Source organism: Microbacterium sp. JAI119 (assembly GCF_013410135.1).
Classification (GTDB): Bacteria; Actinomycetota; Actinomycetes; order Actinomycetales; family Microbacteriaceae; genus Microbacterium; species Microbacterium oxydans.
Genome location: NZ_JACCCK010000001.1, coordinates 1 through 24180 on the forward strand (window position 1 = coordinate 1; position 24180 = coordinate 24180).

General features: G+C 68.9%; 28 protein-coding genes. 15 read left to right on the forward strand and 13 right to left on the reverse strand.

The genetic code is table 11. The features are described from left to right. Positions 1–132: 132 nt before the first annotated feature. Positions 133–462, forward strand: coding sequence for a VanZ family protein (locus HDC31_RS00005; protein WP_179515688.1), 330 nt, complete (start codon positions 133–135; stop codon positions 460–462). Between the two features lie 182 nt (positions 463–644). Next, positions 645–944, forward strand: coding sequence for a DUF1330 domain-containing protein (locus tag HDC31_RS00010; protein ID WP_179515689.1), 300 nt, complete (start codon positions 645–647; stop codon positions 942–944). 62 nt (positions 945–1006) lie between these two features. Here HDC31_RS00010 and HDC31_RS00015 read toward each other — a convergent pair whose 3' ends face one another. The 4 genes from HDC31_RS00015 to HDC31_RS00030 form a co-directional block, all read right to left on the reverse strand. After that, positions 1007–2128 (reverse strand): hypothetical protein, encoded by a 1122-nt coding sequence (locus HDC31_RS00015; protein ID WP_058631943.1) that lies wholly within the window; start codon positions 2126–2128, stop codon positions 1007–1009. After that, positions 2115–2738: an RNA polymerase sigma factor gene (locus HDC31_RS00020; RefSeq protein WP_170224083.1), complete on the reverse strand. Its 624-nt coding sequence runs from the start codon at positions 2736–2738 to the stop codon at positions 2115–2117. The genes HDC31_RS00015 and HDC31_RS00020 overlap by 14 nt, the downstream gene beginning before the upstream one ends. A gap of 66 nt (positions 2739–2804) precedes the next feature. Further along, positions 2805–4004, reverse strand: a complete 1200-nt coding sequence (locus HDC31_RS00025; protein ID WP_113680566.1) for an MFS transporter — start codon at positions 4002–4004, stop codon at positions 2805–2807. Further along, the gene (locus HDC31_RS00030; protein ID WP_258546275.1) at positions 4001–4537 is read right to left on the reverse strand and encodes a Chromate resistance protein ChrB; all 537 of its coding nucleotides are present in this window, start codon (positions 4535–4537) and stop codon (positions 4001–4003) included. The genes HDC31_RS00025 and HDC31_RS00030 overlap by 4 nt, the downstream gene beginning before the upstream one ends. Positions 4538–4623: 86 nt before the next feature. Between HDC31_RS00030 and HDC31_RS00035 the strand changes: the two genes are divergently transcribed. Next, positions 4624–5238 carry a trans-aconitate 2-methyltransferase gene (locus HDC31_RS00035; RefSeq protein WP_113680564.1) on the forward strand — a complete coding sequence of 205 codons (615 nt, stop codon included), beginning with the start codon at positions 4624–4626 and terminating at the stop codon, positions 5236–5238. A gap of 25 nt (positions 5239–5263) precedes the next feature. On the opposite strand, the gene HDC31_RS20065 is transcribed toward HDC31_RS00035, so the two are convergent. Both HDC31_RS20065 and HDC31_RS00040 read right to left on the reverse strand, forming a co-directional pair. After that, entirely contained in the window at positions 5264–5386 is a 123-nt protein-coding gene (locus tag HDC31_RS20065) for a hypothetical protein (protein WP_257021908.1), read from the reverse strand. A gap of 36 nt (positions 5387–5422) precedes the next feature. Beyond that, positions 5423–6400 carry an epoxide hydrolase family protein gene (locus HDC31_RS00040; protein WP_218867265.1) on the reverse strand — a complete coding sequence of 326 codons (978 nt, stop codon included), beginning with the start codon at positions 6398–6400 and terminating at the stop codon, positions 5423–5425. A gap of 61 nt (positions 6401–6461) precedes the next feature. Here HDC31_RS00040 and HDC31_RS00045 point away from each other — a divergent pair, with 61 nt between their 5' ends. After that, positions 6462–7172 carry a YafY family protein gene (locus HDC31_RS00045; protein ID WP_208644282.1) on the forward strand — a complete coding sequence of 237 codons (711 nt, stop codon included), beginning with the start codon at positions 6462–6464 and terminating at the stop codon, positions 7170–7172. Here HDC31_RS00045 and uxaC read toward each other — a convergent pair. Further along, positions 7167–8594 (reverse strand): glucuronate isomerase, encoded by a 1428-nt coding sequence (gene uxaC, locus HDC31_RS00050; RefSeq protein WP_179515691.1) that lies wholly within the window; start codon positions 8592–8594, stop codon positions 7167–7169. The genes HDC31_RS00045 and uxaC overlap by 6 nt on opposite strands. Continuing rightward, positions 8591–9637: a LacI family DNA-binding transcriptional regulator gene (locus HDC31_RS00055; RefSeq protein ID WP_179515692.1), complete on the reverse strand. Its 1047-nt coding sequence runs from the start codon at positions 9635–9637 to the stop codon at positions 8591–8593. The genes uxaC and HDC31_RS00055 overlap by 4 nt, the downstream gene beginning before the upstream one ends. Before the next feature lie 116 nt (positions 9638–9753). Between HDC31_RS00055 and HDC31_RS00060 the strand changes: the two genes are divergently transcribed. Genes HDC31_RS00060 through HDC31_RS00100 form a run of 9 tightly spaced genes read left to right on the forward strand, consistent with a single transcriptional unit; the run spans position 9754 to position 18719 of the window. After that, the gene (locus HDC31_RS00060) at positions 9754–11112 is read left to right on the forward strand and encodes an extracellular solute-binding protein (RefSeq protein ID WP_113680563.1); all 1359 of its coding nucleotides are present in this window, start codon (positions 9754–9756) and stop codon (positions 11110–11112) included. An 18-nt stretch (positions 11113–11130) separates the two neighbouring features. After that, positions 11131–12060: a carbohydrate ABC transporter permease gene (locus HDC31_RS00065; RefSeq protein WP_046748543.1), complete on the forward strand. Its 930-nt coding sequence runs from the start codon at positions 11131–11133 to the stop codon at positions 12058–12060. Next, positions 12057–12968, forward strand: coding sequence for a carbohydrate ABC transporter permease (locus HDC31_RS00070; protein WP_113680562.1), 912 nt, complete (start codon positions 12057–12059; stop codon positions 12966–12968). The genes HDC31_RS00065 and HDC31_RS00070 overlap by 4 nt, the downstream gene beginning before the upstream one ends. Further along, on the forward strand, positions 12965–13798 hold the full coding sequence (locus HDC31_RS00075) for a sugar phosphate isomerase/epimerase (RefSeq protein WP_113680561.1): 834 nt from the start codon (positions 12965–12967) through the stop codon (positions 13796–13798). Before HDC31_RS00070 ends, HDC31_RS00075 begins: the two co-directional genes overlap by 4 nt. Next, positions 13795–14913 carry a Gfo/Idh/MocA family protein gene (locus tag HDC31_RS00080; protein ID WP_113680560.1) on the forward strand — a complete coding sequence of 373 codons (1119 nt, stop codon included), beginning with the start codon at positions 13795–13797 and terminating at the stop codon, positions 14911–14913. Before HDC31_RS00075 ends, HDC31_RS00080 begins: the two co-directional genes overlap by 4 nt. After that, positions 14910–15770 carry a sugar phosphate isomerase/epimerase gene (locus HDC31_RS00085; protein ID WP_113680559.1) on the forward strand — a complete coding sequence of 287 codons (861 nt, stop codon included), beginning with the start codon at positions 14910–14912 and terminating at the stop codon, positions 15768–15770. The genes HDC31_RS00080 and HDC31_RS00085 overlap by 4 nt, the downstream gene beginning before the upstream one ends. Beyond that, positions 15767–16993: a mannitol dehydrogenase family protein gene (locus HDC31_RS00090; protein WP_179515693.1), complete on the forward strand. Its 1227-nt coding sequence runs from the start codon at positions 15767–15769 to the stop codon at positions 16991–16993. Before HDC31_RS00085 ends, HDC31_RS00090 begins: the two co-directional genes overlap by 4 nt. Beyond that, positions 16990–18228, forward strand: coding sequence for a D-mannonate dehydratase ManD (manD, locus tag HDC31_RS00095; protein ID WP_113680557.1), 1239 nt, complete (start codon positions 16990–16992; stop codon positions 18226–18228). The genes HDC31_RS00090 and manD overlap by 4 nt, the downstream gene beginning before the upstream one ends. Beyond that, positions 18225–18719: a gluconokinase gene (locus HDC31_RS00100; RefSeq protein ID WP_258546269.1), complete on the forward strand. Its 495-nt coding sequence runs from the start codon at positions 18225–18227 to the stop codon at positions 18717–18719. Before manD ends, HDC31_RS00100 begins: the two co-directional genes overlap by 4 nt. Positions 18720–18745: 26 nt before the next feature. On the opposite strand, the gene HDC31_RS00105 is transcribed toward HDC31_RS00100, so the two are convergent. Then, positions 18746–19201 (reverse strand): Lrp/AsnC family transcriptional regulator, encoded by a 456-nt coding sequence (locus HDC31_RS00105; RefSeq protein WP_113680556.1) that lies wholly within the window; start codon positions 19199–19201, stop codon positions 18746–18748. Between the two features lie 98 nt (positions 19202–19299). On the opposite strand from HDC31_RS00105, the gene HDC31_RS00110 reads away from it, so the two are divergent. Then, a complete protein-coding gene (locus HDC31_RS00110) occupies positions 19300–19923 on the forward strand; it encodes a LysE family translocator (RefSeq protein ID WP_061018490.1) in 624 nt (207 codons plus the stop codon). 133 nt (positions 19924–20056) lie between these two features. Next, complete coding sequence (locus HDC31_RS00115) at positions 20057–20524, forward strand: hypothetical protein (RefSeq protein WP_046748552.1); 468 nt, start codon at positions 20057–20059, stop codon at positions 20522–20524. Positions 20525–20887: 363 nt separating this feature from the next. On the opposite strand, the gene HDC31_RS00120 is transcribed toward HDC31_RS00115, so the two are convergent. The 4 genes from HDC31_RS00120 to HDC31_RS00135 all read right to left on the reverse strand — a co-directional run bounded on the left by HDC31_RS00120 (position 20888) and on the right by HDC31_RS00135 (position 24170). Further along, complete coding sequence (locus tag HDC31_RS00120) at positions 20888–21115, reverse strand: RNA-binding S4 domain-containing protein (protein ID WP_058631948.1); 228 nt, start codon at positions 21113–21115, stop codon at positions 20888–20890. Positions 21116–21254: 139 nt separating this feature from the next. Then, the gene (locus HDC31_RS00125; RefSeq protein ID WP_218867267.1) at positions 21255–22112 is read right to left on the reverse strand and encodes a hypothetical protein; all 858 of its coding nucleotides are present in this window, start codon (positions 22110–22112) and stop codon (positions 21255–21257) included. Positions 22113–22183: 71 nt separating this feature from the next. After that, on the reverse strand, positions 22184–23500 hold the full coding sequence (locus tag HDC31_RS00130; RefSeq protein WP_258546231.1) for a cell wall metabolism sensor histidine kinase WalK: 1317 nt from the start codon (positions 23498–23500) through the stop codon (positions 22184–22186). Then, positions 23493–24170 (reverse strand): response regulator transcription factor, encoded by a 678-nt coding sequence (locus HDC31_RS00135; protein WP_113680314.1) that lies wholly within the window; start codon positions 24168–24170, stop codon positions 23493–23495. The genes HDC31_RS00130 and HDC31_RS00135 overlap by 8 nt, the downstream gene beginning before the upstream one ends. Positions 24171–24180: the final 10 nt, after the last annotated feature.

Consider the following 24180-nt stretch of genomic DNA (forward strand, 5'->3'; position numbering starts at 1 on the left):
CACCAGCATCGAGGAAGGCCCGCCTCATGCGGCGGAGCGACCCAGAGTGGGGAATTTCGATGAGCAGAACCGAGGAATTTCAGTGAGCGCCGTCAACCGCGCCGATTCGCGGGTCCTGCCCGCGCGCTCTTCATGGACTTCGCCCACGTCTTCGCCGCGCCGCTGGTCGAACCGATGAGCTATCTCCAGCTGGAGAGCATTCTCAATGCTCTGCTCTTCGTGCCGCTCGGAGCCGCAGTGGCGCTCGCGCTCAGCAGGCGCCTCTGGATACTCGCGCCCGTGCTGGTGTTCGGTACGTCGTTCGCGATCGAACACGTACAGGCCTCGATACCCGGTCGCGTTCCCGATGTGCAGGACATCGTCTGGAACACGGTGGGCGGCGTCGTGGGAGCAGTCGTGGTGGGGATCGTCCGAAGAGTTCTCCGGCCGATCCGCCGATCGCGCGCTGGCGACGGAGAGTAGTCGTTGATGCTGCTCCGGTAGCGGTCAGCCCGGTCCTGGCCCGCACGAACACCGAGTCGGCGCCGAGCCCGCGTTCGAGCGGAATCGGCAGGATCGAGTCGATCGTCGGCGGTTCTCGGCCTGGTCGGACATACGCCGGTCGCTCAGGATGGATTCTCCGAGATCGACGGGAGAGCATCACGGTGACTGTCTATTGGGTGAACACGTTCACGAGCATTCGAGATCACGAGACGCTTGCGCGGTACGTCGAGCGCGCAGGTCCCGCGATGCGGGCCGGGGGCGGCAGGTTCCTCGCGCGGGGTGCGCCTCTCGCAGTGCTGGAAGGCGAGTCGGCGTTGCGCACGACGATCATCGAGTTCCCGGATCTCGAGGCTGCGGTGGCGGCGTACCATTCCGAGGCCTATCAGGAGGCGCTGCGCAGCCTCGGTGATGCCGCGACGAGGGAGATCCGGGTGATCGCGGCGGTGCCGGCGGCGGACTGAGCCCGGCGACACTGCGCCTCCGCACCCGAGAGGATGCGGAGGCGCACTGCGGAGTGCCGGGCTCAGCCCACCGGTTCCGTCGTGAAGGTCACCGCGAAATCCGGAATCTCCTTCGGGAGGAAGGATGCGGAGCCGACCTCGACGGGAGTGGTGTCTTCGATGGACACGTTCCCGGGACCGGGGGGAACCCGGAGCAGGAACTTCTCGATCCGGAGGATGGAGCCGGTCGGGGGATTGACCGTCAGGCGGAAGCGGGCGTCGTCGGTCTCGTACACCAGGATCTTGTCGGCGGAGGCGTCGTTCTCAACGGCCATCCCGTCTGCCAGGGCGAGTGCCTCCAGGAACGTCGCGCGATACTCCGGGGAGGCGGAGAGGATGGGCACTGAATGTCCGAGTTCGTTGAGCATATGCTCCGCGGCGGGGATGTCGAGCCGTTCCTCGATGCTCGCGTACAGTCCGTTCGACTCCGGTTCGCCGTCCATGGGCATCCTCGCCGCTTCTGCTTTGGCAGCGATCAGTTGATCCTCCATGCCGGTCGTCCATGCGGCGAGGAAGGCCGCGGGGTCCGACGGGAAGTCGGTGGTCGACACCGGGAGTTCCCCGATGGGAGGGGCGTCGACGTCGACATCGCGCACCGTGAGGGGCTCCGCGCCGATGGGGAAGGATGACCCGTAGTACGAAGTCCAGGCGCGGTGGACGGCCGTGGCGTCGCCGTAGGTCTCGGTGGCGTGCAACTCGGTGTGCGACGTCTGCGACGAGCTTCCGTCCGCCGCATGGAGATACGTCACAGCCGATTCGGTGACGACGGCACCCGTGGCATCCGTCCTGAAGCTGCCGAACGGAGGGGACTGCTCATTCCGACCACCGACGAGGCGCAGGTGTCTGGTCGCCATGGTCACCTGGACCGGCTGCGCGGCAGCCGATCGGATGGAGGCCGCGGTCTCGTTGAGATAGGTCGATGCCGAGGCGGCCGGCGGTTGGCCGACGACTCCCGGCGGGATGAGTACGGAGGCGGCGACGGCGACCGCGGCGACCGCCGTGCCCGCGAGGGAGATCCCGATGATCCGTCCGAGTGGGCGGCGACGTCGCGACTGCGCGATCGCCTGGTGGAGGGCGCGGCGAGGCGCCTGCGGCGATGTGGGGTAGGTGGGCTTCATCTCCCGCACCGTGTCAAGGATGTCCATGGATGGTCTCTTTCTCGGCAAGTCGAATGTGGGTGGTCGCCGCGCGCGGCCGGTGAGGTGGAGCCGGCGACGGCGGGGGAGGAGCGGCGAGCTTCGCCCGGATGCGGCTGAGGCGTGAACGCACGGTACCGACCGGGATCGCGAGCGCCGCGGCGATCTGCTCGTATGTAAGATCGCCCCAGGCGTGCAGGAAGAGCACCTCGCGGTCACGGGCCGTCAGCGCGGCGATGCGGGGGTAGAGGCGCTCGATCTCGCCTGCTGCATCGAGCTGCGAGGAGGAGCGGTCGTGATCGTCGGCAGCCACCTGGTCGTGCTGACCGACGGACGCCTGCAGCGCGCGCCAGTGTTGCGCCTGGGCCCTTCGGTGCTGTCCGAGGACATTCGTCGCGATGCCCATCAGCCAGGGCAGCGCGGAACTCCGCGTCAAGTCGTAGCGCCTCCGCTTGCGGAACGCGATCAGGAACGTCTCGCTCACGATGTCATCGCTCGCAGCCGGTCCGACGCGGCGGGCGACGTAGGCCGAGACGGCGCCGATATGTCGCTCGAAGATCTCGGAGAACCGTTCCGCGGCCTCGAGCGATTCGCGGATGATGTCGTTGTCGTTGCTCACACTAGGTATTCGTCCGGCACGGAGATCCGGTTCCATCGGGCGGCCTGCGTCGGCGACGAAAGTGCATCAGGTGTCGCTCTCCGCCCGCTCTCCTCCCGGTGATCGCGGCAGGACCCGGGTGGTCGCTCCCGAAGCGGCGACCACGACCGCGAGTGCCGCGAGACCCCAGGGAAGCGTCGCCGCCACCGCGACGGCTCCGACCAGCAGCGGCCCACCGGCATCGCCGAGCTCGCGGCCGAGTTCGGCCGTGCCCATCGTGCGCCCCATCCGTTCGGGTGGTGTCGTCTCGGCGAGATGCGCGAAGGCGAAAGGCGTCGAGACGCCGATCCCGATGCCGAGCAGGGCGGCGGCGACGTAGAGACACGGGAGCACGGGGACGAACGCGGCGACCAGGATGCCGGCCGTGATCACCGCGAGGCCGAGTGTCATCGCGGTCCGATCGCTCAAGCGGCCGCTGTCGCGGAGCCTGCCCGCCCAGGGCTGGGTGAGTGCCGAGCTCAGCGCCAGAACCGAGGCGATCGCGATGCTCGCGAAGAGGGGAGCACCTTCACTGCTGGCGAGAGCGGGGAGGAAGCCGATCGCCGCACCGAGCGCGCCGGTGGACGCGGCGAGCACGAGCGTCGGGATGAGGAAGCCCCGCTCCGTCGTCTGACGGACCAGGTCGGCGACCGTGTACCGGGGTCGAGGCAGCGGCTCGAGTCGGGGCAGGGAGATCGCCACCCAGATCGCGGTGAGGACGGCGAGCGCGCTCAGGCACGTGAAGAGGAGGGGGAAGCCGCCCAGGAAGATCAGTGCGGCGCCTAGGAGAGGACCCAGTGTGTAGCCGAGGCCCTTCCAGGATCCGTATCTGCCGAAGTATCGCCCCTTCGCGCCCGGGGCCGCGAGCCGTGCGACCGTCGCCGAGGAAGCGGGCGAGAACGCTGAGGCTGCGGCGCCCTGCCCGAGACGTGCGATCGCGAGGGCTGCCGTGCTCGACGACCACACCCCGACGAGCGATGCGACGCCGAAGGCCAGAAGCCCGAACACGATCACCGGCTTGGCGCCGATCCGGTCGGACAGCGAGCCGAAGACGGGTTTGAGGAACACCTCGGCGAGGTCGTAGATCGCCAGAAGCGCCCCCAGACGCAGGAGGTCGAGACCGATGTCCCCGCCGGTCGCCCCGATGCCTGCGGCGATGCTGTGGGCGCCGAACGCCGTCACGAAGCCGGCTGCATACAGCGGTGCGACCTGGCGGGTCGCCGGTGCGGCGGCGGTCGGCAGGCTCACGCGTGGACGGCCTGGTAGACGAGGTCGGCGAACCGGGCGAGATCCTGAACGCACGCGGCCAACTCGCGGTCGGCGTCCTTGGACGAGGCGGAGTCGAACACGTCGCGGGCGCGGATCGTGCGGTGCCAGCGCTGCAGTCGGTCGAGGCTCTGCTCCTCCTCTTCGAGCTCGGCCAGCGTGAACTTCTTCTTCTCGATCTCACGCGCGATCTCGGCGCGGTACTTCGCGCAGTCGGCGACGAACTCCGCCCAGTCGTCTGCTCTCGCGGCGTCGAAGAGCTTCCGAAGTGCGGCGGTGTCACCGCCGTCGGCCTGGGTGCGTAGCACGAGGATGTCGCCGTTGCCGCGCTGTGCGAGCGCCAGCGCCCGGTCGACCCCCTCGACGCACGCAGGCACATCTGGCGTGACCCAGGTACCCTGCCCTGCGGGTACCGCACCGAAATGACGCAGCTCGCGCCAGACCGCGACGCGATGCCGCGAGGGTGATGCGGGTACCTGCACCAGGAGCACGAGCCAGCCATCCGATTTCGTCACACACGAAACTGTAACAGGTGTTACATCCATCTGCGGGCGAGACCTCGATAGCGTGGAGTCCGATCATCGCGAGAGCGGGGAGGGCCATGGCTCAGCAGGAGACGGAGGATGCGCGCGTGCGCGACGGGTATGCGGCGCGTGCGGTCGAGTACACGGAGTTGTTCGGCGACATCGCGCAGATGGATGACGTCGACCGGGAGCGCATCGGTCGCTGGGCGGACGGCGTCGACGGACGCATCCTCGACGTGGGGTGTGGTCCTGGACACTGGACGGCGTTCCTCGTCGAGCGCGGTGCCGATGCCGAGGGCATCGACCTGGTGCCGGACTTCATCGCCGGCGCCTCGGCGCGATTCCCCCACATCTCGTATCGGACGGCGTCTCTGGCCGATACCGACATCCCGCTCGGTTCCTTGGGCGGCGTGCTGGCTTGGTACTCGCTGATCCACGCGACTCCGGATGGGCTTCCGCATCTGCTCGAGGCCGCTCGCCGCGGGACCCGTGAGGGCGGACATCTGCTGGTCGGCTTCTTCGACGGGGCGGACGGGCAGCCTTTCCCGCACGCCGTCACGACGGCGCACTACTGGTCGGTGCAGGGTATGTCGAACCAGCTCGAGCGCGCCGGCTTCTCGGTGCTCGACAGCGAGACCAGGGTGCAGGAGAGAAGGCGCCCGCACGCATCGATCAGCGCGGTCGCGATCTGATCGATGCGCACGGTGCCTGAGCGGATCAGGCGAGACCGCGGAAGAACCTGCGGATGTCGTCGGCCAGCAGCTCCGGCTCCTCCATCGCCGGGAAGTGCCCACCCTCGGCGAACTCGCTCCAGTGGTCGATCGCACCGGCGGGATCCATCGTGCGCCGGATCAGGGGATGCGCGTCGAAGACGGCTCAGCCGGCGCGCACCCCGGAGGGCATGACGAAGTCCAGCTGGGCGTGCTCCGACTCGTAGAAGAACTGCGCGACTGAAGCACCGCTGCGGGTGAACCAGTAGAGACTCACGTTCGTCAGGAGCTGGTCGCGGTCGACATCCGGCGCCCCGTACCCGCCGTCGATCCTGCGCTTGAACTTCTCCACGATCCACGCGAGCTGGCCGACGGGCGAGTCGGTGAGGGCCGGTCCGACCGTGTCGGGTCGATGGTTGTGCATGCCGATGTAGCCGCGTTCCGCAGCGCTCGCAGCATGTGCGGCCTCGAGCTGGGCGAGCTCTTCCTCGGACAGACCATCGGGGGCGGGGAACATGGTGCCGACCAGTCCGAGCCACACGCGGTCGCTGGCGAAGTGCGTGCCGATGACGTGCTCCGGGTGCAGCGCGGCCAGTCTGCCGATGATGCCGGTGCCGACGTCCGTGCCGTGCGCCGCGAACCGGTCGTAGCCGAAGCGCGTCATGATCTCGGTGTAGGCGTCGGCGGTTCGAGCCAGATCCCACCCGGTGCCGGAGAGCGGGTTCGAGAACCCCAGTCCGGGCAGGGACGGGATGACCACGTGGAAGTCGTCCGTCAGCAGCGGGATCAGTCGCTGGTACTCGATGAACGACGCCGGCCAGCTGTCGCTGAGAAGCAGAGGCGTGGCTGCCGGGTTCGCCGAGCGCACATGGAGCACATGGAACGTCTGACCGTCGACGACCGTCGTGAACTGCTCATGCGCGTTGAGGGCCCTCTCCTGCGCCCGCCAGTCGAATCCATCGCGCCAGTGATCCGCGAGCTCCTGCAGGTAAGGAAGCGGGATCCCGCGGCTGAAGTCGGTGCGATCGTCACGTCCGGGAACGGGGAGCGGCCAGCGCGTGCGGGTCAGACGATCGTGCAGGTCATCGATGGCATCCTGCGGGATGTCGATGCGGAAAGGGCTGAGGGAGGTGTTCTGTGTCATGCTGTTGACGCTCTCAGGCAATGCGGAAGACCAGCTTCCGCATTTGCTGAGAGGATCAGACATGCTCGAGACCTCGGCCCGTCTGCTGGAACTGCTGTCATTGCTTCAGCTCAGACGCGACTGGACGAGTTCCGCACTCGCCGACCGACTGGGTGTGAGCACGAGGACCGTGCGCGCCGACATCGGCAAGCTCCGCTCGCTCGGTTATCCGGTGGATGCGCGCCCCGGCGTCGCGGGCGGATACCGCCTGGCCGCCGGAACCGCGATGCCTCCGTTGCTGCTCGACGACGACGAGGCGGTCGCGGTCGCCGTCGGGCTGGGGGTGGCCGCCACCTGGCGGCTCGGCGTCGAAGAGACCTCGCTCACCGCCCTCGCGAAACTCGAGCAGGTCATGCCCTCGCGACTGCGCCGTCGCGTCGACGCGATCCGTGAGGCGACGAGTGTGGTTCCTGGGGCCGAACCCCCGCTCGACCTCGCGGCGCTCAGCACGGTCGCCGCGGCCGTCCGTGCCCATGAACGGCTTCGCTTCGGCTACACGAAACCCGGCGGAGACGAAGAGAAGCGGCACACCGAACCGCAGCGCCTGGTGAGCTGGGGGTCGGTCTGGTACCTGCTCGCGTGGGATCTCGATCGTGACGACTGGCGCATCTTCCGCGTCGATCGCATGGTTCCACGGGCGTCGACCGGTGTGCGCTTCCGGCCCCGCGCGATCCCGGAGGGCGACGTCGTCGAGTACGTCGTCCGCAGGGTGACGAAGGCGTCCACGTCATGAAGCTGAGGCGGTACCCCCGGGCAGGCGGAACGTCGTCCTCGGGATGTCGTCCACGAAACGGTGCGCCAATGCGAAGGCCTGTTCTTCGGTGAGCCGGTGCTCGGAGACGAGTGCCGCCAGGTAGCCGGCGTCGAGTCGTCGGGACATGTCGTGGCGCGCGGGGATCGAGCAGAAGGCCCTGGTGTCGTCGACGAATCCGCTGGTCTTGGTGAACCCGGCACTGTCGGTCACCGATCGCCGGTAGCGCGAAATGGCGTCGGGGGTGTCGAGGAACCACCACGGCGCACCGGCGTAGACGGACGGATAGAAGCCCGCGAGTGGTCCGATCTCACGGCTGAACGCTGTCTCGTCGACCGTGAACAGCACCATCCGGAACGTCTCGTTCGTGCCGAAGTCGTTGAGGATCGGGGTGAGCGGCCGCGTGAAGGCGGCGACGTCCGGCAGATCGTGCCCGCTGTCTGGGCCGAACCGCGCGAGCGTGTCACGGTGGTGGTTGCGGATGACGCCGGGGTGCAGCTGCATCACGAGTCCGTCTTCGGACGACATCTCGGCCAGCCGGTAGAGCATGTTGCGGCGGTACGCCGTCGCGTCTTCCGCCGTGACTTCGCTCCGGAGCCCCGCGGCATGGATGCGCTCCGCATCGGCACTCGTGAGCGGCTGCGATCCGGCATCGAGCACCCCGGTGTCGGTCGCTGTGCCGCCCGCTGCCCGGAACGCGGCGCGGCGGCGGCGCAGGGCCTCGAGCAGCCCGGCGTAGTTCCCGGCATCGGTGCCGGCAGCTTCCGACAGCTCCGCGATCGCGATCGTCCAGCCCGCAGCCGATGGGTCCATGTAACGGTCGGCACGGAATGTCGGGAGCACATGCCCGTGGAAGGACGGATCGTCGCGCAGTCGTGCGTGAGCTGCGAGGTCGTCGGCGGGGTCGTCGGTCGTGGCGAGCACCGCGATGCGGAAGCGCTCGAACAACGCACGTGGGTGGAACTCGGCGGTGCGCAGCTGCGAGTCGATGTGCGCGTAGAGCTCGTCGGCGTTGCCCGCACTCGGCTGCTCCGTCACCCCGAACACCTCGGACAGCGAGGTCTCGAACCAGTAGCGCACCGGGGTTCCGAGGAAGACGTCCCAGTTCGCGCAGAACGCCCGCCATACCTCCTGCGGATCAGCGGGCGCGGCTCCCCGGCCCAGCGCGTCGAGGGGCACGCCGACTGCGTGGAGCAGACGCAGCACGTAGTGGTCGGGCGTGATCAGCAGTGTCGCAGGGTCTGGGAAGGGCTTGTCGTCGGCGAGCAATGCAGCATCGACATGGCCGTGCGGGGAGAGGATCGGCGCCGCGGCGACGGCGTCGTACAGCCTCCTGGCGAGCTCTCGCACTCCGGGATCGGCGGGGAGGAGTCGGTCGACGTGCGGGCTGAGTTCTCTGCTCATGATTCTCCTCCAGGGGTACGGCGCGGTGCGGAGCCGGTCGACTCCCGCACGGTCAGATGGGTCGGCAGCGCCGCGATGTGGCGGCGGGTGAGTGCGCTCGCGCCGATGCGCTCGCTCTGCAGTCGATCGAGCAGCATCGATACCGACAGCCGTGCGGCCTGTTCGACCGGAGCGGTGAGGGTGGTCAGCGGCGGGTTGCAGAAGTCGGCGCCGAAGATGTCGTCGCAGCCGACGATGCTCATGTCCTCCGGAACACGCACGCCTCGTTCCTTGAGCCGGATGAGCATGCCGATCGCGAGGAGGTCGTTGAAAGCCACGCACGCGGTGGCGCCGGTGTTCAGCGCAGCATCCGCCGCGGCCGCGCCCGCCTTCGTGCGCGGCTGGTACGGGCCCACCTTCGTGTGCTCGATCCCGAGGCGCTCGCACGCGGCCGCCACGGCACGCCAGCGGAGGTTGCTCGCCCAGCTGGTGGGGGGACCGGCCACGTAGCAAATGCGTCGATGGCCGAGCGAGGCGAGGTGCTCGACCGCCTGGTCGAACCCGAGCGGTGTGTCGATGAACACCGACGGCACCCCTGGTACCGCCCGGTTCAGCGCGACCAGAGGAAGCTCGGCGCTGAGCTCGGCGAGCCGCTCGTCGGACAGGCGGGACGCGGTGAGGATCGCCCCGTCGTAAGAGCTGCGCAGCTCTTCGAGCGTGCTCTCCTCCATCTCGGGCGACTCCTCGGTATGCACGAGGATCTGCGAGTAGCCCGCCACCCGCAGGGCCTGCTGGGTGCCGCGGATGATGTCGAAGTAGAACGGGTTGGTGACGTCGGATACGAGCACGGCGACCATGCGGGTCGATGGTGTCGCCGAGGCGTTCGACGCGGTGACGGGGGTGTAACCGAGGTCCTTCGCGATGCGGATGATGCGCTCGCGGGTGTCGGGGTTCCCGCGACCGGGGACGGCGAGTGCGCGCGAGGCCGTGGAGATCGCGACGCCGGCGGCATCGGCCACATCGGCGAGCGTCGGCCGATGCGGAGGGGGTGTGGGAGACGACATGCGGCAACAGAATCACAGGATGGCAATTACTGGCAATGGATTGCTAACAATTGCCATGCTTGCCTACCTTGGCGAAGACGCAGTCACGTCCACTCACTGTCTCGAAGGAGAGTTCAATGAAGTCTCGACCCCTGATCGCCCTCGGGGCGATGGCCGCAGCAGCGATCGCACTGACCGCATGCTCGGGATCCGGCGCTGGTACGGATGACGGCGGCACCGGTGGCGCTGTCGATGGGACAGGCCAGACGCTCACCGTGATGATGGCCGCGAACGGCCTCTACCCCGAGCAGCAGAAGGAATGGTTCGGGAAGGTCTCCGATGCATTCGAGGAGAAGACCGGAGCCACCGTCGAGTTCGAGACCTTCGCCAGCGCCAACGACGAGCTCACGAAGATCCAGACCTCCGTGCTCTCCGGACAGGGCCCCGACGTCTACGGTCTCGGCACCACCTTCACACCGACCGCCTACGCCACGGGAGCCTTCGTGAAGCTCACCGATGCCGACTGGGACAAGGTCGGGGGCCGTGACCGCTTCGTGCCATCCACCCTGGGTATCTCCGGCCCGAGCGAGGACGACGAGATCGCCATCCCGTTCGTGAGTCGTCCCTTCGTGATGGCCTACAACACCGAGCTGCTTGCCGCCGCCGGCATCGAGGAGCCGCCGACGACCTGGGATGAGCTGACGGCTGCGGCCGCGAAGATCGAATCAGGGGATGTGCACGGTCTCGCGATCGGCTACGCCGACAGCTTTGACCCCTGGAAGTTCGTCTGGGGTATGAGTGTGCAGGCGGGCAACCCGCTGATCGACGTCGACGCCAAGAAGGCGGAGATCGACGACCCGGCCGTGGTTGCCGCCTACGACACCTACTTCGGCTGGTACCAGGACGGGCTCGTCGACCCGGCATCGGTCGGGTGGAAGAACGCGCAGGCCGTCGCCGCCTTCGCCGACGGAAAGGCCGGCTTCCTGCCGATGACCTCCGCCAACTCCAAGCCCACGTTCGCGGGCTCGCCCGTCGCGGACTCCTACTCTTACGCGCTCCTGCCGACCATCCCGCCGGGGGAGACCGAACTTCCGAAGGGCGGCAAGGAGGCAGCCAGCATCCTCTCCGGCGACAACCTCGTCGTCGCCCAGTACTCGCCGAACCAGGACCTCGCCTTCGCGTTCATCGAGATGCTCACCAGCACCGAGTCGCAGCTCGACTACTTCGACACCTTCGGAGAGCTGCCCACCGGCGTGGAAGCTGCCGCGCAGGTCGAGAAGGACAACCCCGATCTGAGCGCCAACGTGCAGGCCGCCTCGCAGTCGGTGGCCACCCCGTTCACGGGCGCCTGGGGGGACACGCAGCTCGCCCTGACCAACGTGGTCGTCCAATCGCTGCCCGCCCTGCAGGGGGGATCGCTCAGCCAGAGCGCGATCGCCGCATCGATCGCCGAGGCTCAGGCGAGCGCGCAGTCGGCGCTCGACAAGTCCAAGTAGCGACGCGAGGACACGCACATGGCGATCGCCACCGACACGCGTCGGAAACGGACCGACGACACCCCGCCGAGCGAGCGGCCCCGCCCGCTGTGGATGCTGCTGCCCGGCGGGGTGCTGATGACACTGCTGATCCTGGTGCCGCTGCTGCTGGCCTTCTGGATCTCGATGCTCGACCTGGACCAGTACACGATCCGGCAGTGGCTGCAGGCGCCGTTCGTCGGATTGGGCAACTTCGTCGAGGCGTTCTCCTCCTCGCCGCTGCTGCGCGGGATCGGGCTGAGCGTCAGCTATGCGCTGATCGTGTCGGTGGCGGCGATCCCGATCGGAGTCACGGCGGCGCTGGCCACGCAGAACGCCTTCCGCGGTCGCGGGCTGGTGCGCTCCGTCTACCTGATCCCGTACATCCTCCCCGCCTTCGTGGTGGCCACGGTCTTTCGGGCGATGTTCCAGCCCGAAGGAGTGGTCGACGAGGCATTCGGCGTGTTCGGGGTCGACCCGGGGCTGTGGCTCAACGGGCCGCAGAGCTATTGGACCCTGGTCATCGCGCAGCTCTGGGTGAGCTGGCCGTTCGTGTACCTGTTGACGCTGGCCGGACTGCAGGCGGTGGATGCGGAGGTGCACGAGGCCGCGGCGCTCGACGGCGCGGGGTGGGGCATCAAGCTGCGCAAGGTCATCCTCCCGTATCTGCGCGGATCGATCCTGCTGGCATTCATCCTCACCTTCCTGCACAGCATCAACGCCTTCACGATGCCGTTCGTGCTCTTCGGGATACCGGCGCCGGTCGATGTCGAGGTGCTGCCGGTCCTCACCTACGTCACGGCGTTCCAGAGCTTCCGGTTCGGCCTCTCGGCGGCCATGGCGGTGGCCTCGCTCGCGATCGTCGCGATCCCCCTGTTCATCTACCTGCGCGCCGTGCGCCTGGACACCGGAGAGGACGCGAAGCGATGAGCGCCACCACCACGATCGCGCAGGTCAACCCGCGCCGGAGCCGCCCCGGCGGTCACAGCCAGGTGGATCGGCTGCTGCCGCGCCCGCTTCTGGCTGCCGCGAACATCGTCCTGTGCCTGCTCGTGTTCGGGCCTGTCTCGTACATGCTGTTCGCCTCGATCAATGCGGATGTCGCGGTCGCGGGCGGCGCATACTGGCCGACCGAGCTGCGCCTCGACAACTACATCAAGGTCTGGCGCAGCGTCGATCTCGCAGGGGGCCTCGCCAACAGCCTCCTGATCTGCGGGGCTGTCGCCGTCGTCTGCGCGGCCGTCGCCGTCTCGATGGCGTGGGTGCTGGTGCGGTTCACCTTCATCGGACGCGTCACCATCCTTCGGGGGCTGCTCGGTCTGCAGTCGGTTCCGGGCACGCTCATGCTGCTGCCGGTGTTCGTGATGTTCTCCACCCTGTCGTCGGTGCTGCGCATCCCCACCATCGGCACGCACTGGTCGGTGTTCGTCACCTACCTCACCTTCGCGCTGCCGTTCTCGACCTGGGTGATGGTGACGTACATCCGCGGGCTTCCGCGCGAGCTCGAAGAGGCGGCCCGCATGGACGGCGCCTCCAACTTCCGTGTCCTCACACGCATCGTGCTGCCGCTGAGCTGGCCGGGGATCGTGGTCTCCGCGATCTTCGCGTTCCTGCAGGGCTGGAACGACGTGCTGTTCGCCTCGGTCATGACCAACCGCGACAGCCGTACCGCCGCGGTGGCACTGCAGATCTTCGGTGCGACTCAGGAGACAGGGGCGGTGCCCTTGTACGGGCAGATGATGGCGGCCTCGCTCATCTGCGCCATTCCCGTCGTCGTGCTGTACCTCGTGTTCCAGCGTTATCTCGTAGGCGGTCTCACCGCAGGAGGAGTGAAATGACCCCGTGGAAGCTCTCAGGATTCGGTGACGAGATCGATCCGGACCCGGCCGTGCAGATCGCCGTGCTCCAGGCGCTCGGCGCGCGGCACATCGAGGTGCGCAGCGCGTGGGGGGTGAACGTCGTCGATCTCGACGAGTCGCAGCTCGCGCAGCTCGCGGCCGTGGTGCGCGAGCGCGGCATGGCGGTCTCGGCCGTCGCCTCGCCGGTCGGAAAAGTCGATGTGTCCCTGCCCGTCGAGCACGAGGTCGGTCGGCTGCAACGGGCGATCCGGGCGGCCGAGGTGCTGGAGGCCCCCTACATCCGCATCTTCTCGTTCTTCCGAGCCGAGCACCTTTCGGCGGACGACATCCGCGACGAGGTGCTCGTGCGGATGGCGGCGCTCGCCCGTACCGCCGAAGCGGCCGGGGTCACCCTCGTGCACGAGAACGAGAAGGACATCTACGGCGACATCCCCTCGCGCGTGCTCGATGTGATCGAGTCGGTCGGCTCCGACCGGCTGCGCGTCGCCTGGGACAACGCCAACTTCGTCCAGGTCCGCGTCCGGCCGTTCACCGACGGCTACGCCAAGCTGCGGCCGCACCTCGAGTATCTGCAGCTGAAGGACGCTCTCGCCGCGACGGGTGAGGTCGTCCCGGTGGGTGACGGCGACGGCGAACTTCGCGAGACCCTCACGGCCCTGCGCGACGACGGCTATGCGGGGTTCGCCTCGCTCGAACCCCACCTCACCGACGTCAACGCGCTCGGCGGCTTCTCGGGGCCTGAGGCCTTCGGTCGTGCCGGCCGAGCCCTGCGCACACTCACAGACGAGATCGGAGTCACCCTCTCATGACCGACGGAATCCTCGACGTCGCCATCGTCGGATGCGGCATCATCGGCGTCAACCACGCCAGAGCGATCGCGGCCACCCCTGGCCTGCGCATCGTCGCGGTCGTCGACGAAGTGCCGACCGCGACCGATCGGCTGGCCGACCTCATCGTCGAAGAACTGGGCGGAGAGCGCCCATCCACGCACGCCGATATCGAGTCGATCCCCGACGACATCGATGTGGTCGTCATCTGCACCCCGAGCGGTTCCCATGTCGAACTCGCCGAGCGGGCGGTCGCGCGGGGGATGCACGTCGTGCTCGAGAAGCCCCTCGACGTGTCGATGGAACGTGGTCGCCGGCTGGCCTCGATCGCACGGGACGCCGAGGCGCGCGGCATCCGGATCTCGGTGATCAGTCAGCACCGCTTCGACCCGGGCGCGGTGGCCGTCGCTGAGGCCGCCCACACCGGACGCCTGGGGCGGATCACGAGTGCGGTGGCCTCTGTGCCCTGGTGGCGCTCGCAGGAGTACTACGACTCCGGCGCCTGGCGGGGCACCTGGGAGCTCGACGGCGGAGGCGCCGTGATGAACCAGGGTGTGCACACCGTCGACCTGCTGCTGTGGTTCCTCGGCACTCCCGTCGACGTGTTCGCCCACACCGCGTTGCTCGCGCATGAGCGGGTCGAGGTCGAAGACGTGGCGGTCGTCACGGTGCGCTTCGAGTCGGGCGCGCTCGCTGTGCTGCACGCCACGACGGCCGCCTTCCCCGAGCAGCCGGTGCGGCTGGCCGTGCACGGCGCGCAGGGGACCGGCATCATCGAGAACGACCAGCTCGCGCGGTTGTGGGTGGACGGCGACACCGCCGACCGCAGCGTCGACTGGGTGCCCGAGGGGCATCGGCTCGGCGACGACCGTGACCCGCAGGCGTTCGCCGAGGGTCACGCCCGCCAGTACGCCGACATCGTCGGGAGCATCCGTGAGGGGAGAGCCTCGCGGGTCGGCGTACCCGAGGCACTGCTGGCGCTCGCCGTGGTGCGCGGCATCTACGTGTCGGCGACCACCGGCTCTGCGGTACGCGTCGCCGACCTGATCGACGGCACCGTCGACGATGCGGACGTGCGGACGGGAGGCATCGCATGAAGTTCTCGGTGTTCACCGCGGCGACCCCCGACTGGGAGCCGGCAGAGGCGGCTCGCCGCATCGCCGCGATCGGGTATGACGGCATCGAGTGGCGCATCACCGACCAGGACGAGGCCGACCCGCCCGGATTCTGGGCCGGGAATCGCGCGACCTGGCCGCTCACCGGGCTCGAGGGGTCGGTCTCCGAGATCGCCCGCATCACCCGCGAGGCCGGGCTGGAGTTCAGCGGCATCGGCGGCTACGCGCTCGCACCCGACCACGACGATGTGCTGCGGACGCTCAGGGCCACCGCAGAACTCGGTGCGCGTCAGGTGCGCGTGCGCATCCCTTTCAACGACACCCAGGACTATCGCACGGTGTTCGCGCAGACCAGGGGCGACCTGGAGTGGGCCTCCCGCGAGGCGGGGGCACTCGGCGTGAAGGTGCTCGTCGAGCTGCACCATCAGACGATCTCGGCGTCGGCGTCGGCCGCCCTCCGCCTGGTCGACGGCATCGACCCGCGCACCATCGGTGTGATCCACGACCTGGGCAACCTCGTGATCGAAGGGCAGGAGGACACTCGCGCCGGCCTGCAACTCCTGGGGGAGTACCTCGCGCACGTGCATGTGAAGAACGCCGTCTGGCAGCGCACCGGGCAGACCGGGCTCGACGGCGATGTGCGCTGGGAGTCGGCATGGGCTCCGCTTCGCGAGGGCATCGCCAGCGTGCCGGACTATTTCCGCGCCCTCGCCGAGGTCGGCTACGACGGCTGGGTGACGCTGGAGGACTTCTCGACGGATGCTCCGCTGGAGGAGCGCCTGATCGACGACCTCGCGTTCCTGCGCGCGTCTGCCGGCGCCGCCGGCATCGGATCGTGACCGGGCCTGCGCGCACGCAGCATCCCCCGCTCCGTGCCGCTCATCTGGGTCTCGGCGCCTTCCATCGGGCTCACCAGGCCTGGTACACCCAGCAGGCGAACGAGCGTGCAACCGCAGACGACGGGTGGGGCATCGCCGCTTTCACCGGGCGTGCCCCTGAGGCCGCAGAGCTGCTGTCGCGCAACGACGGCGTGTACACGGTGCTGGAGCGCTCCGCCGAGGGAGACCGGGCGACGACCGTGCAGTCGATCGTGCGGGCGGTACCCGGATCGGATGAGCGGGCCTGGCTCGACACTCTCACCGATCCTCGGGTCGCAGTTCTGACCGTGACGGTCACCGAGGCGGGGTACTCGGCCGGTTCCGGGGTTCCGCGGCGCATCGCCGAAGGTCTCGTCGCTCGGGCGGATGCCGGTGCAGGAGCCATCGCGGTCGTGAGCTGCGACAACCTGCCGCAGAACGGCCGGGTGCTGAGCGACGCGGTGCGCAAGGCCGCCGGGCCCCAGGCTGCGGGAATCTCGGACATCGCATCGTTCGTCGACACGGTGGTGGACCGGATCACCCCTGCCGTCACGCCTGCCGACATCGACGCTGTGCGGGAGCTCACCGGCCTCGACGATCCGTCCGCGGTGGTCACCGAGCCGTTCACGGAATGGATCCTCGCGGGCGAGTTCCCGGGCGGTGCTCCGGAGTGGGCGCAGGTCGGTGCGCGATTCGTGGCGGATGTCGGACCGTACGAAGCGCGCAAGCTCTATCTGCTCAACGCCGGGCACACCTTCCTCGCCGCGGCAGGGCGGTTGCGGGGCTACGACACGATCGCAGAGGCGTTCGGCGATGCCGACCTGCGCGCCGACACCGAGGCGCTGTGGGCTGCGCAGCGCACCGCGGTCGACCTGCCGGTCGCGGAGCTCGACGGATGGCTCGACGATCTGCGCCTCCGCTTCTCGAATCCGCGCATCGCCCATCGGCTCGACCAGATCCGTCGGGACAGTCCGATCAAGGTGGCGCTGCGCCTCGTCGCTCCCCTGCGGAGACGCCGAGAGGCCGGCGATGCCGCCGACGACGCGCAGCTGCACGCCGTGGAGAGCTGGATCCGCTCCCTCGTCGAACTCGACCCGACCGACCCCGCGACGGCCGTGATCGCCCGCACCATCTCCGCCGTGCCCGCGGCTGACCGCGCACGCACCGTCATCGACCACCTCACTCCCGAAGGGACCCTCGCATGAGCATCGACAAGGCTGAGGTCATCGTCACCAGCCCCGACCGGAACTTCGTCACCCTCAAGCTCACGACGGCCGATGGCATCTCCGGTCTCGGTGACGCCACCCTCAATGGGCGCGAGCTCGCGGTCGTCGCGTATCTCACCGAGCACGTCGTCCCGCTGCTGATCGGTGCCGACGAGGATCGCATCGAGGACACCTGGCAGTTCCTCTACCGGAGCGCGTACTGGCGCAGGGGACCCGTCACGATGGCCGCTGTCGCCGCGGTCGACATGGCGCTGTGGGATATCAAGGGCAAGAAGGCGGGGATGCCCGTCTACCAGCTCCTTGGCGGAGCCAGCCGCACCGGGCTTCTCGCCTACGGTCACGCGTCGGGCAAGGAGCTGCCTGAACTGTTCGACTCCGTGCGCGCGCACCTCGACCAGGGGTATCGGGCGATCCGGATCCAGACCGGTGTTCCCGGGCTCAAGGCCATCTACGGCATCGCTTCGCAGGCCGCCGACACCGGAGGGGGAGAAGCCCGCTATGACCACGAGCCCGCCCGCCGAGGGGCGAAGCCCGTCGAAGAGGACTGGGATACCCGCGCCTACTTGAACCACCTGCCGGGCGTCTTCGAGGCGGTGCGCAACGAGTTCGGCCCCGACATCCCGCTGCTGCACGACGGCCACCACCGGATGACGCCGATCCAGGCGGCGAAGCTCGGCAAGGCGCTCGAGCCGTACGACCTGTTCTGGCTCGAGGACTGCACCCCCGCCGAGAACCAGGAGGCGCTGCGACTCGTGCGCCAGCACACGACCACGCCCCTCGCGATCGGCGAGATCTTCAACACCGTCTGGGATTTCAAGGACATCATCCGCGACCAGCTCATCGACTACGTGCGCGGGGCCGTGACCCACATGGGCGGTATCAGCCCCTTGAAGAAGACGCTCGACTACGCCGCGATGTACCAGATCAAGTCCGGCATGCACGGGCCCACGGACATCTCGCCGGTCGGCATGGCGGCGGCGATGCACCTCGGCCTCTCGATCCACAACTTCGGCATCCAGGAGTACATGCAGCACGGCTCGCGTACCGACCAGGTGTTCCGGCAGTCCTTCACCTGGCATGGCGGACTGCTGCACCCCGGCGACAAGCCGGGCCTGGGCGTCGAGCTCGACGTCGACGCGGCCGGCAAGTACCCGTATGAGCGCGCCTATCTGCCGTACAACCGGCTGGCGGATGGAACGGTGCACGACTGGTGAGCACCGAGCCTCGGTCGATCGTCGTCATGGGGGTTTCCGGGGTGGGCAAGACCACGGTCGGTCAGGAGCTCGCCCGCCGGATCGGTGTCGCGTTCATCGATGCGGATGACCTGCACGGGCCGGCGAACATCGCGAAGATGGCAGCCGGGGTCCCGCTCGACGACGACGACCGGTGGCCGTGGCTCGACCGGGTGGGGGCGGCGCTCGCCGCGGACCCCGGGGTCGTCATCGCGTGCTCGGCGTTGAAGCGCACCTACCGCGATCGGCTTCGGGCGTCGGCGCCGACGGTCGTCTTCGTGCACCTCGATGCGCCGCAGGAGCGGGTCGCGGAGCAGGCGACCGCACGGCGGGGCCACTTCATGCCTCCCGCACTGCTTGAGTCGCAGCTGCAGACGCTGGAGCCGCTCGGGTCGGACGAGGGCGGCCTCACTGCGGCAGTGGATGCCTCGCCCGCAGAGCTCGCGGAGCGCATCCGTCGAGCCCTCGTCTGAGGACTTCCGGCGCCTTCGGACCGGCCTCAGGGAATCGGAACGGCCCGATCTGCGCCGAGCCGCTTCATCACCATGGTCGAGGTGAGGCGCTGCACGCCGGGGAGGGTTCCGAGCGTGTTGTCGTAGAGCTCCTGGTACGAACCCATGTCACGCGTGAGGATGCGCAGCATGTAGTCGGGGTCGCCGAACAGGCGCTGCGCCTCGACGACGGCGGGGATCGAGACGACGGCTTCCTCGAACGCGACGATCGTGTCCTTGTCGGTACGCCCGATCGTCACGAAGACGATGGCTTCGAAGGTGAGGCCGACGGCTGCCGGGGCGACCACCGCCCGGTAGCGTTCGATCGCTCCGGACTGCTCCAGCTCTTTGAGTCGGCGATGGCAGGCGGAGAGGCTCAACCCGACCTGCGCGGCGAGATTCGTGGCACTCATCCGACCGTCGTCCTGCAGTAGCGAGAGGATCTCCCGGTCAAGTGCGTCCATGGTGACAATTCTTGCAGGTGAAGCCGTCAGTCGCCCGAAGAATCGAAGCACCTTTCGCGTGATTCTTCGTAGTCTCTTCCTCGAATCGAGGAGAACCGATGGATATCGCGCTGGTCATGCAGTTCTGGGTGGTCGCCGTCATGCTCGCCCTGACGCCGGGCGCCGATTGGGCCTATGCGATCTCCGCCGGCCTGCGTGCTCGCTCGATCGCGCCATCGATCCTCGGGATGATCGCGGGTTACACCGTCGTGATCGTCGCCGTCGCGCTCGGCCTCGGCGCGCTGGTCACCACGTATCCCGTCACCCTCACGACGCTGACGGTGGTCGGCGCGCTCTACCTGATCTTCCTCGGGGCGACGACGCTCGCCAGCCGCCCGGCGCCGATCGCCGAGAGCGGCGAGCCGATCGCCACGGGCGGATGGGCGCAGTTCCTGCGCGGCTCCGGCGTGAGCGGCATCAACCCGAAGGGCCTCCTGCTCCTGCTCGCCCTGCTGCCGCAGTTCACGAGCCCCGACGGCTGGCCGTCAACGACGCAGATGCTCGCGCTCGGTGGCCTGCATCTGCTCAACATCGCGGTCGTGTACACGACCGTCGGGCTGCTCGCTCGCCGACTGCTGCGGACGAGGCCCCGCGCGAGCTCCGTCGTCACCCGGATCGCCGGCATCGCGATGACGGTCATCGGCGTCGGCATCCTGATCGAGCAGGTGATCGAGTGGCTGTGACGGCAGAGGTCTCTCACCAGGGCACAGGTCGTCACCAGCGCACAGGGCTTTTCCCCGGTGGATGCTGACCTCTCCCGGACAGCGCGGAGGTAGCGTCGAGGGGCGCCATCGACCGGCGAGACAGGAGGACCACGTGACGACGACGGGACGGACGACCACGGCCCTGCGGCTGCTGCTGCCCGCGTTCCTGCTCGGCGCGATCATCGCGATCTCGTTCCTCGAGGCGCCGCTGAAGTTCCTCGCCCCCGGCGTCACGATCCCGATCGGGCTCGGCATCGGGCGACTCGTCTTCACCGCGCTGAATGTGCTCGCCGGCATCGTGCTCCTGGTGCTCACCTTCGTGAGCGTGCGAGCACGGGCGGGACGCGGGCCCCTCATGATCCTGGGCGGGATCTGGCTGGTCTTCGTCGTCGAGGTCGCACTCATCCGTCCCGTGCTGAACCGGCGCAGCGACCTCGTGATCGCGGGATCGGAGGCGCCGGGCACCAACGGGGCGCACTACGCGTACATCGCGGCCGACCTCACGATCGTCGCCCTCCTCGTGGTGCTGATCATCGTCACCGCGCGAAAAGTGCTCCCTCCACCCGGCACCGTATCCTGACCGAAGCCCGTCGCGCGTAATGGTCCCGCGCATCCAACGTCTTCTCTGCGGAGGCGGCGCACCTCCACCGGTCATCTGATCGGGACGCCGCGACGACGGACCTCAGACCTCGTCGGTCGGCGAACGGCAGTGTGTTCGACCCGTGCCCTCCTCGGCGCGGTGCAACCGCCGGCCGGCGCACGAGGGCACGGCTGGGGAGTCGTGGCCCTCGGGGCGGGGTGTCCCGTTCGTTCCCTCGCGGACCGCACACCCCGCCCACTCGACCTCCCCGGAGGAATGGTCGCGAACGGCGGGGTGATGTTCCTCCGCTACCGGACCGCCTGAACTGCGGCCGCGGACCGGTCGGCGATCAGCGGGCCGAGGTCACGGTCGGACGCGGACGGTGCGTCCCTCGAACGACACGAGGTCGCCGTCGCGCAGCTGTCGTCCGCGGCGTCGTTCGATCTCGCCGTTCACGGTCACGTACCCGTCGATGATGACCTCTTTGGCGTCGCCGCCCGAGTCGAGCAGGCCGGCGAACTTGAGGAACTGTCCGAGGCGGATCACCTCACCGCCGATGGAGATGTCGTCGATCGGGTCGGAGTTCGTCATCCTTGAATGCTAATCGGACTTGCGTGCTGATCGGCTTCGCCACCGCAGGACGCGATGGTGCCGCCGCCCCGGTGGGGAGCGGCGGCACCATCATGCCGGGCGTCTCGGGTCCGCCCGACAGGACGCGGCCCGCACCGACTCAGTCGATGTCGGTACCGACGACCGCGAAGTCGGCGTCGAACTCGATGTCGATCGATCGGCTGTCCGCAGTGAGCACCGAGGCGTCGTAGGGGCTCACGTCGTCGCCGTCGACATCGAGGTCGGTGATCATGCCCTCGGCCTCGGCGAGTGCGGCGGCGACCAGTGCGCGGATCGTCTCGTCGTCGAGGATGAGCGTCGGGCCGGTGTCGTCGCCGTCTGCCGCGTCGGTGGAGGCGACGGTCGCCGCGAGCTCCTTGTCGACGCGGATCTCGGTCTCATCTCCCGCCGCTGTGCTCAGCTGCACCTCCCAGGTGCCGTCACGCTTCGCGTCGATCGAGGTGACGTCGCCGTCGGCCGCGCCGCGTGCGGCATCCGCGATCGCGATCAGCTCGTCGGCGGAGGCGGAACCGATGCCCGTCACCGGGCCACGACCGTTCGAGGGGGTGTCGCCGCGGTCGTCGCTCCTGGGGCCGTCACCGGGACGACCGTGATCCTCGCTGTCGTCCTTGCGGGGGCCGTCCGACACCGAGGAGCGGTCGTCGTCGTCGAACTCGTCGCCGATCGCCGCGCCGATGGCGATGCCGCCGCCCGCGAGGACCACGGCTGCCGCGATGCCGCCCCCGATGAGGAGCGCGCGCTTGCGGCCGGCCTTCGGGGATGATGCCGTGGCACCGGGGGTCGGCTCGGCCGCCGGGAACGTCGGGTGCTCGCCGGCGCCGGGCGCGGGTGCCGTCCCGGCCGGGGGTGCAGGGGCCGTCGGCGCCGCTGCGGCATCGGGAGTCGGGGCCACCGGCACGGTCGGCGCGTCCGGCGTGCTCTCGGGCGTCTGGTCGGGAGAGGGTGTCTTGTCGTCCATGACTCGATGCTCTCCCGCGGGCGCTGAAGCCTCCCTGAAGCGTCCTGAAGGACTCTTCAGGAACCCGTCGCTCAGGCGCCGCGGGGGAGGGTGAGGACGAAGCGTGCGCCGCCCCATCGGGAGTCGTCGACCGTGAGAGACCCGCCGGATGAGGCGGCGATTCCGCGCGCGATCGCGAGCCCGAGGCCGCTGCCTCCGGCGTCACGGCTGCGGGCCTCGTCGAGCCGAACGAAGCGCTCGAAGATCCGCTCCCGCTCCTCGGCGAGAACCCCGGCTCCGTCGTCTTCCACCGTCACGAACACGTATCCGTCCGAGGGGATCACCGCGATCGCCACCCGACCTCGACTGTGGCGGGCGGCATTGTCTGCGAGGTTGCGCACCAGCTGGCCGAGCAGGCGCGGGTCGCCGTGCACCCGTGCGGCATGGATGCCGGTACCGTCGACGTCGAGCCCGGCCGCGCGGAGTCGGCGCACCTCGCCGAGCGCGATGTCGTCGAGGTCGACCGCCTCGTCGAGCGTGCTCGCACCCTCGTCGAGGCGGGCGAGAAGCAGCAGCGATTCGACGATGCCCTGCAGTCGGAGCCCCTCTTCCGAGACGACCTCTGCGAGCTCGCCGATGCTGGTGACCTCGGGGTGGGCCTGGGCGAGCTCTGCGTGCTGGCGGATGGTCGCGAGCGGCGAACGCAGCTCGTGCGAGGCATCCGATACGAATCGGCGTTGCGCGGTGGCAGATGCATCGAGCCGGTCGAGCATGCCGTTCATGGTGGTCGCGAGTGCGGCGATCTCGTCTGCTGTCTCGGGTACGGGAACGCGCTGGTGAAGGCGCTCGGCGGTGATGCCGTCCACTTCCTCACGGATGCGCTCCACCGGTCGGAGCGCGCGGCCCACGACGAGCCAGGTGGTCACGGCCACGAGCAGCAGCAGCAGCGGGACCGCGATGGCGAGCAGCGTCGCGACCGTCGCCAGGGTCTCTGCGTCGTCGTCCATCGAGACCGCGAGCACGAGCGTCTGATCGCCCTCGATGTCTTCCGACACCACGAGCACGGTGTCGCCGTCGAGGGTCGTCGTCTGCGGGTCGTCGTCTGCCGGGAGCGGGGTCGAACCCAGTTTGTCGCGAGCCTCCTCGCTCGCGGCACGTACCGAGCCGTCCGGACCGAGGATCTGCAGTATCTCGTCTTCGAGCGCGTCGATGCCCTTGCCGCCCGGCCCGCCGGCACGTTCGGCGAGCTCGCTGAGCCGCTGTTCCGCAGCGCGCTCGGTGCTGCTGTGGATGCTCGCGCTCAGCACACCGTAGAACGAGAAGGCTCCGATCAGCAGGGCGACGGCGACGACGACGGTTGCGCCGAGTGTGGTCCTGCCGCGCACCGTGCGCCAGCTGCGGTTAGCCACCGTCGGCCGCCATTCGATAGCCCGCACCGCGGATGGTCTCGATGGCCTCACGACCGAACGGCTTGTCGAGTTTGCGGCGGAGGTGCCCGACGTAGACCTCGACGATGTTGGGGTCGCCGTCGAAGTCGTCGTCCCAGACGCCGTCGATGAGGGCGCGCTTCGACAGCACCTGCCCGCGATGACGCATGAGGTACTCGAGCACGGAGAACTCCCGCGCGGTGAGGCTCACCGGGGTCTCGCCGCGCCAGACCCGGTGGGCTGCGGGGTCGAGCCGCAGATCGCCCGCCTCCAGGATCGCCGGGCGGGCGACGGCTCCACGGCGCACGAGGGCGCGGAGCCGTGCGACGAGGATCGCGAACGAGAACGGCTTGGTGACGTAGTCGTCGGCCCCGGTCTCGAGTGCCTCGACCTGGTCCCACTCGCCGTCCTTCGCGGTGAGCATCAGCACGGGCGTCCAGTTCTCCTCGGCGCGCAGTGCTTCGCAGACCTTCCATCCGCTCATGCCCGGCATCATCAGGTCGAGCACGATCGCGTCGTACCGCGTCTCGCGTGCACGCCAGAGTCCGTCGACGCCGTTGTGCGCGACGTCGACCGCGAAGCCCTCGGCCTCGAGCCCGCGGCGCACGCCTTCGGCCAGGCGCACCTCGTCGTCAACCACCAGGATCCGCATTCCTCCAGTG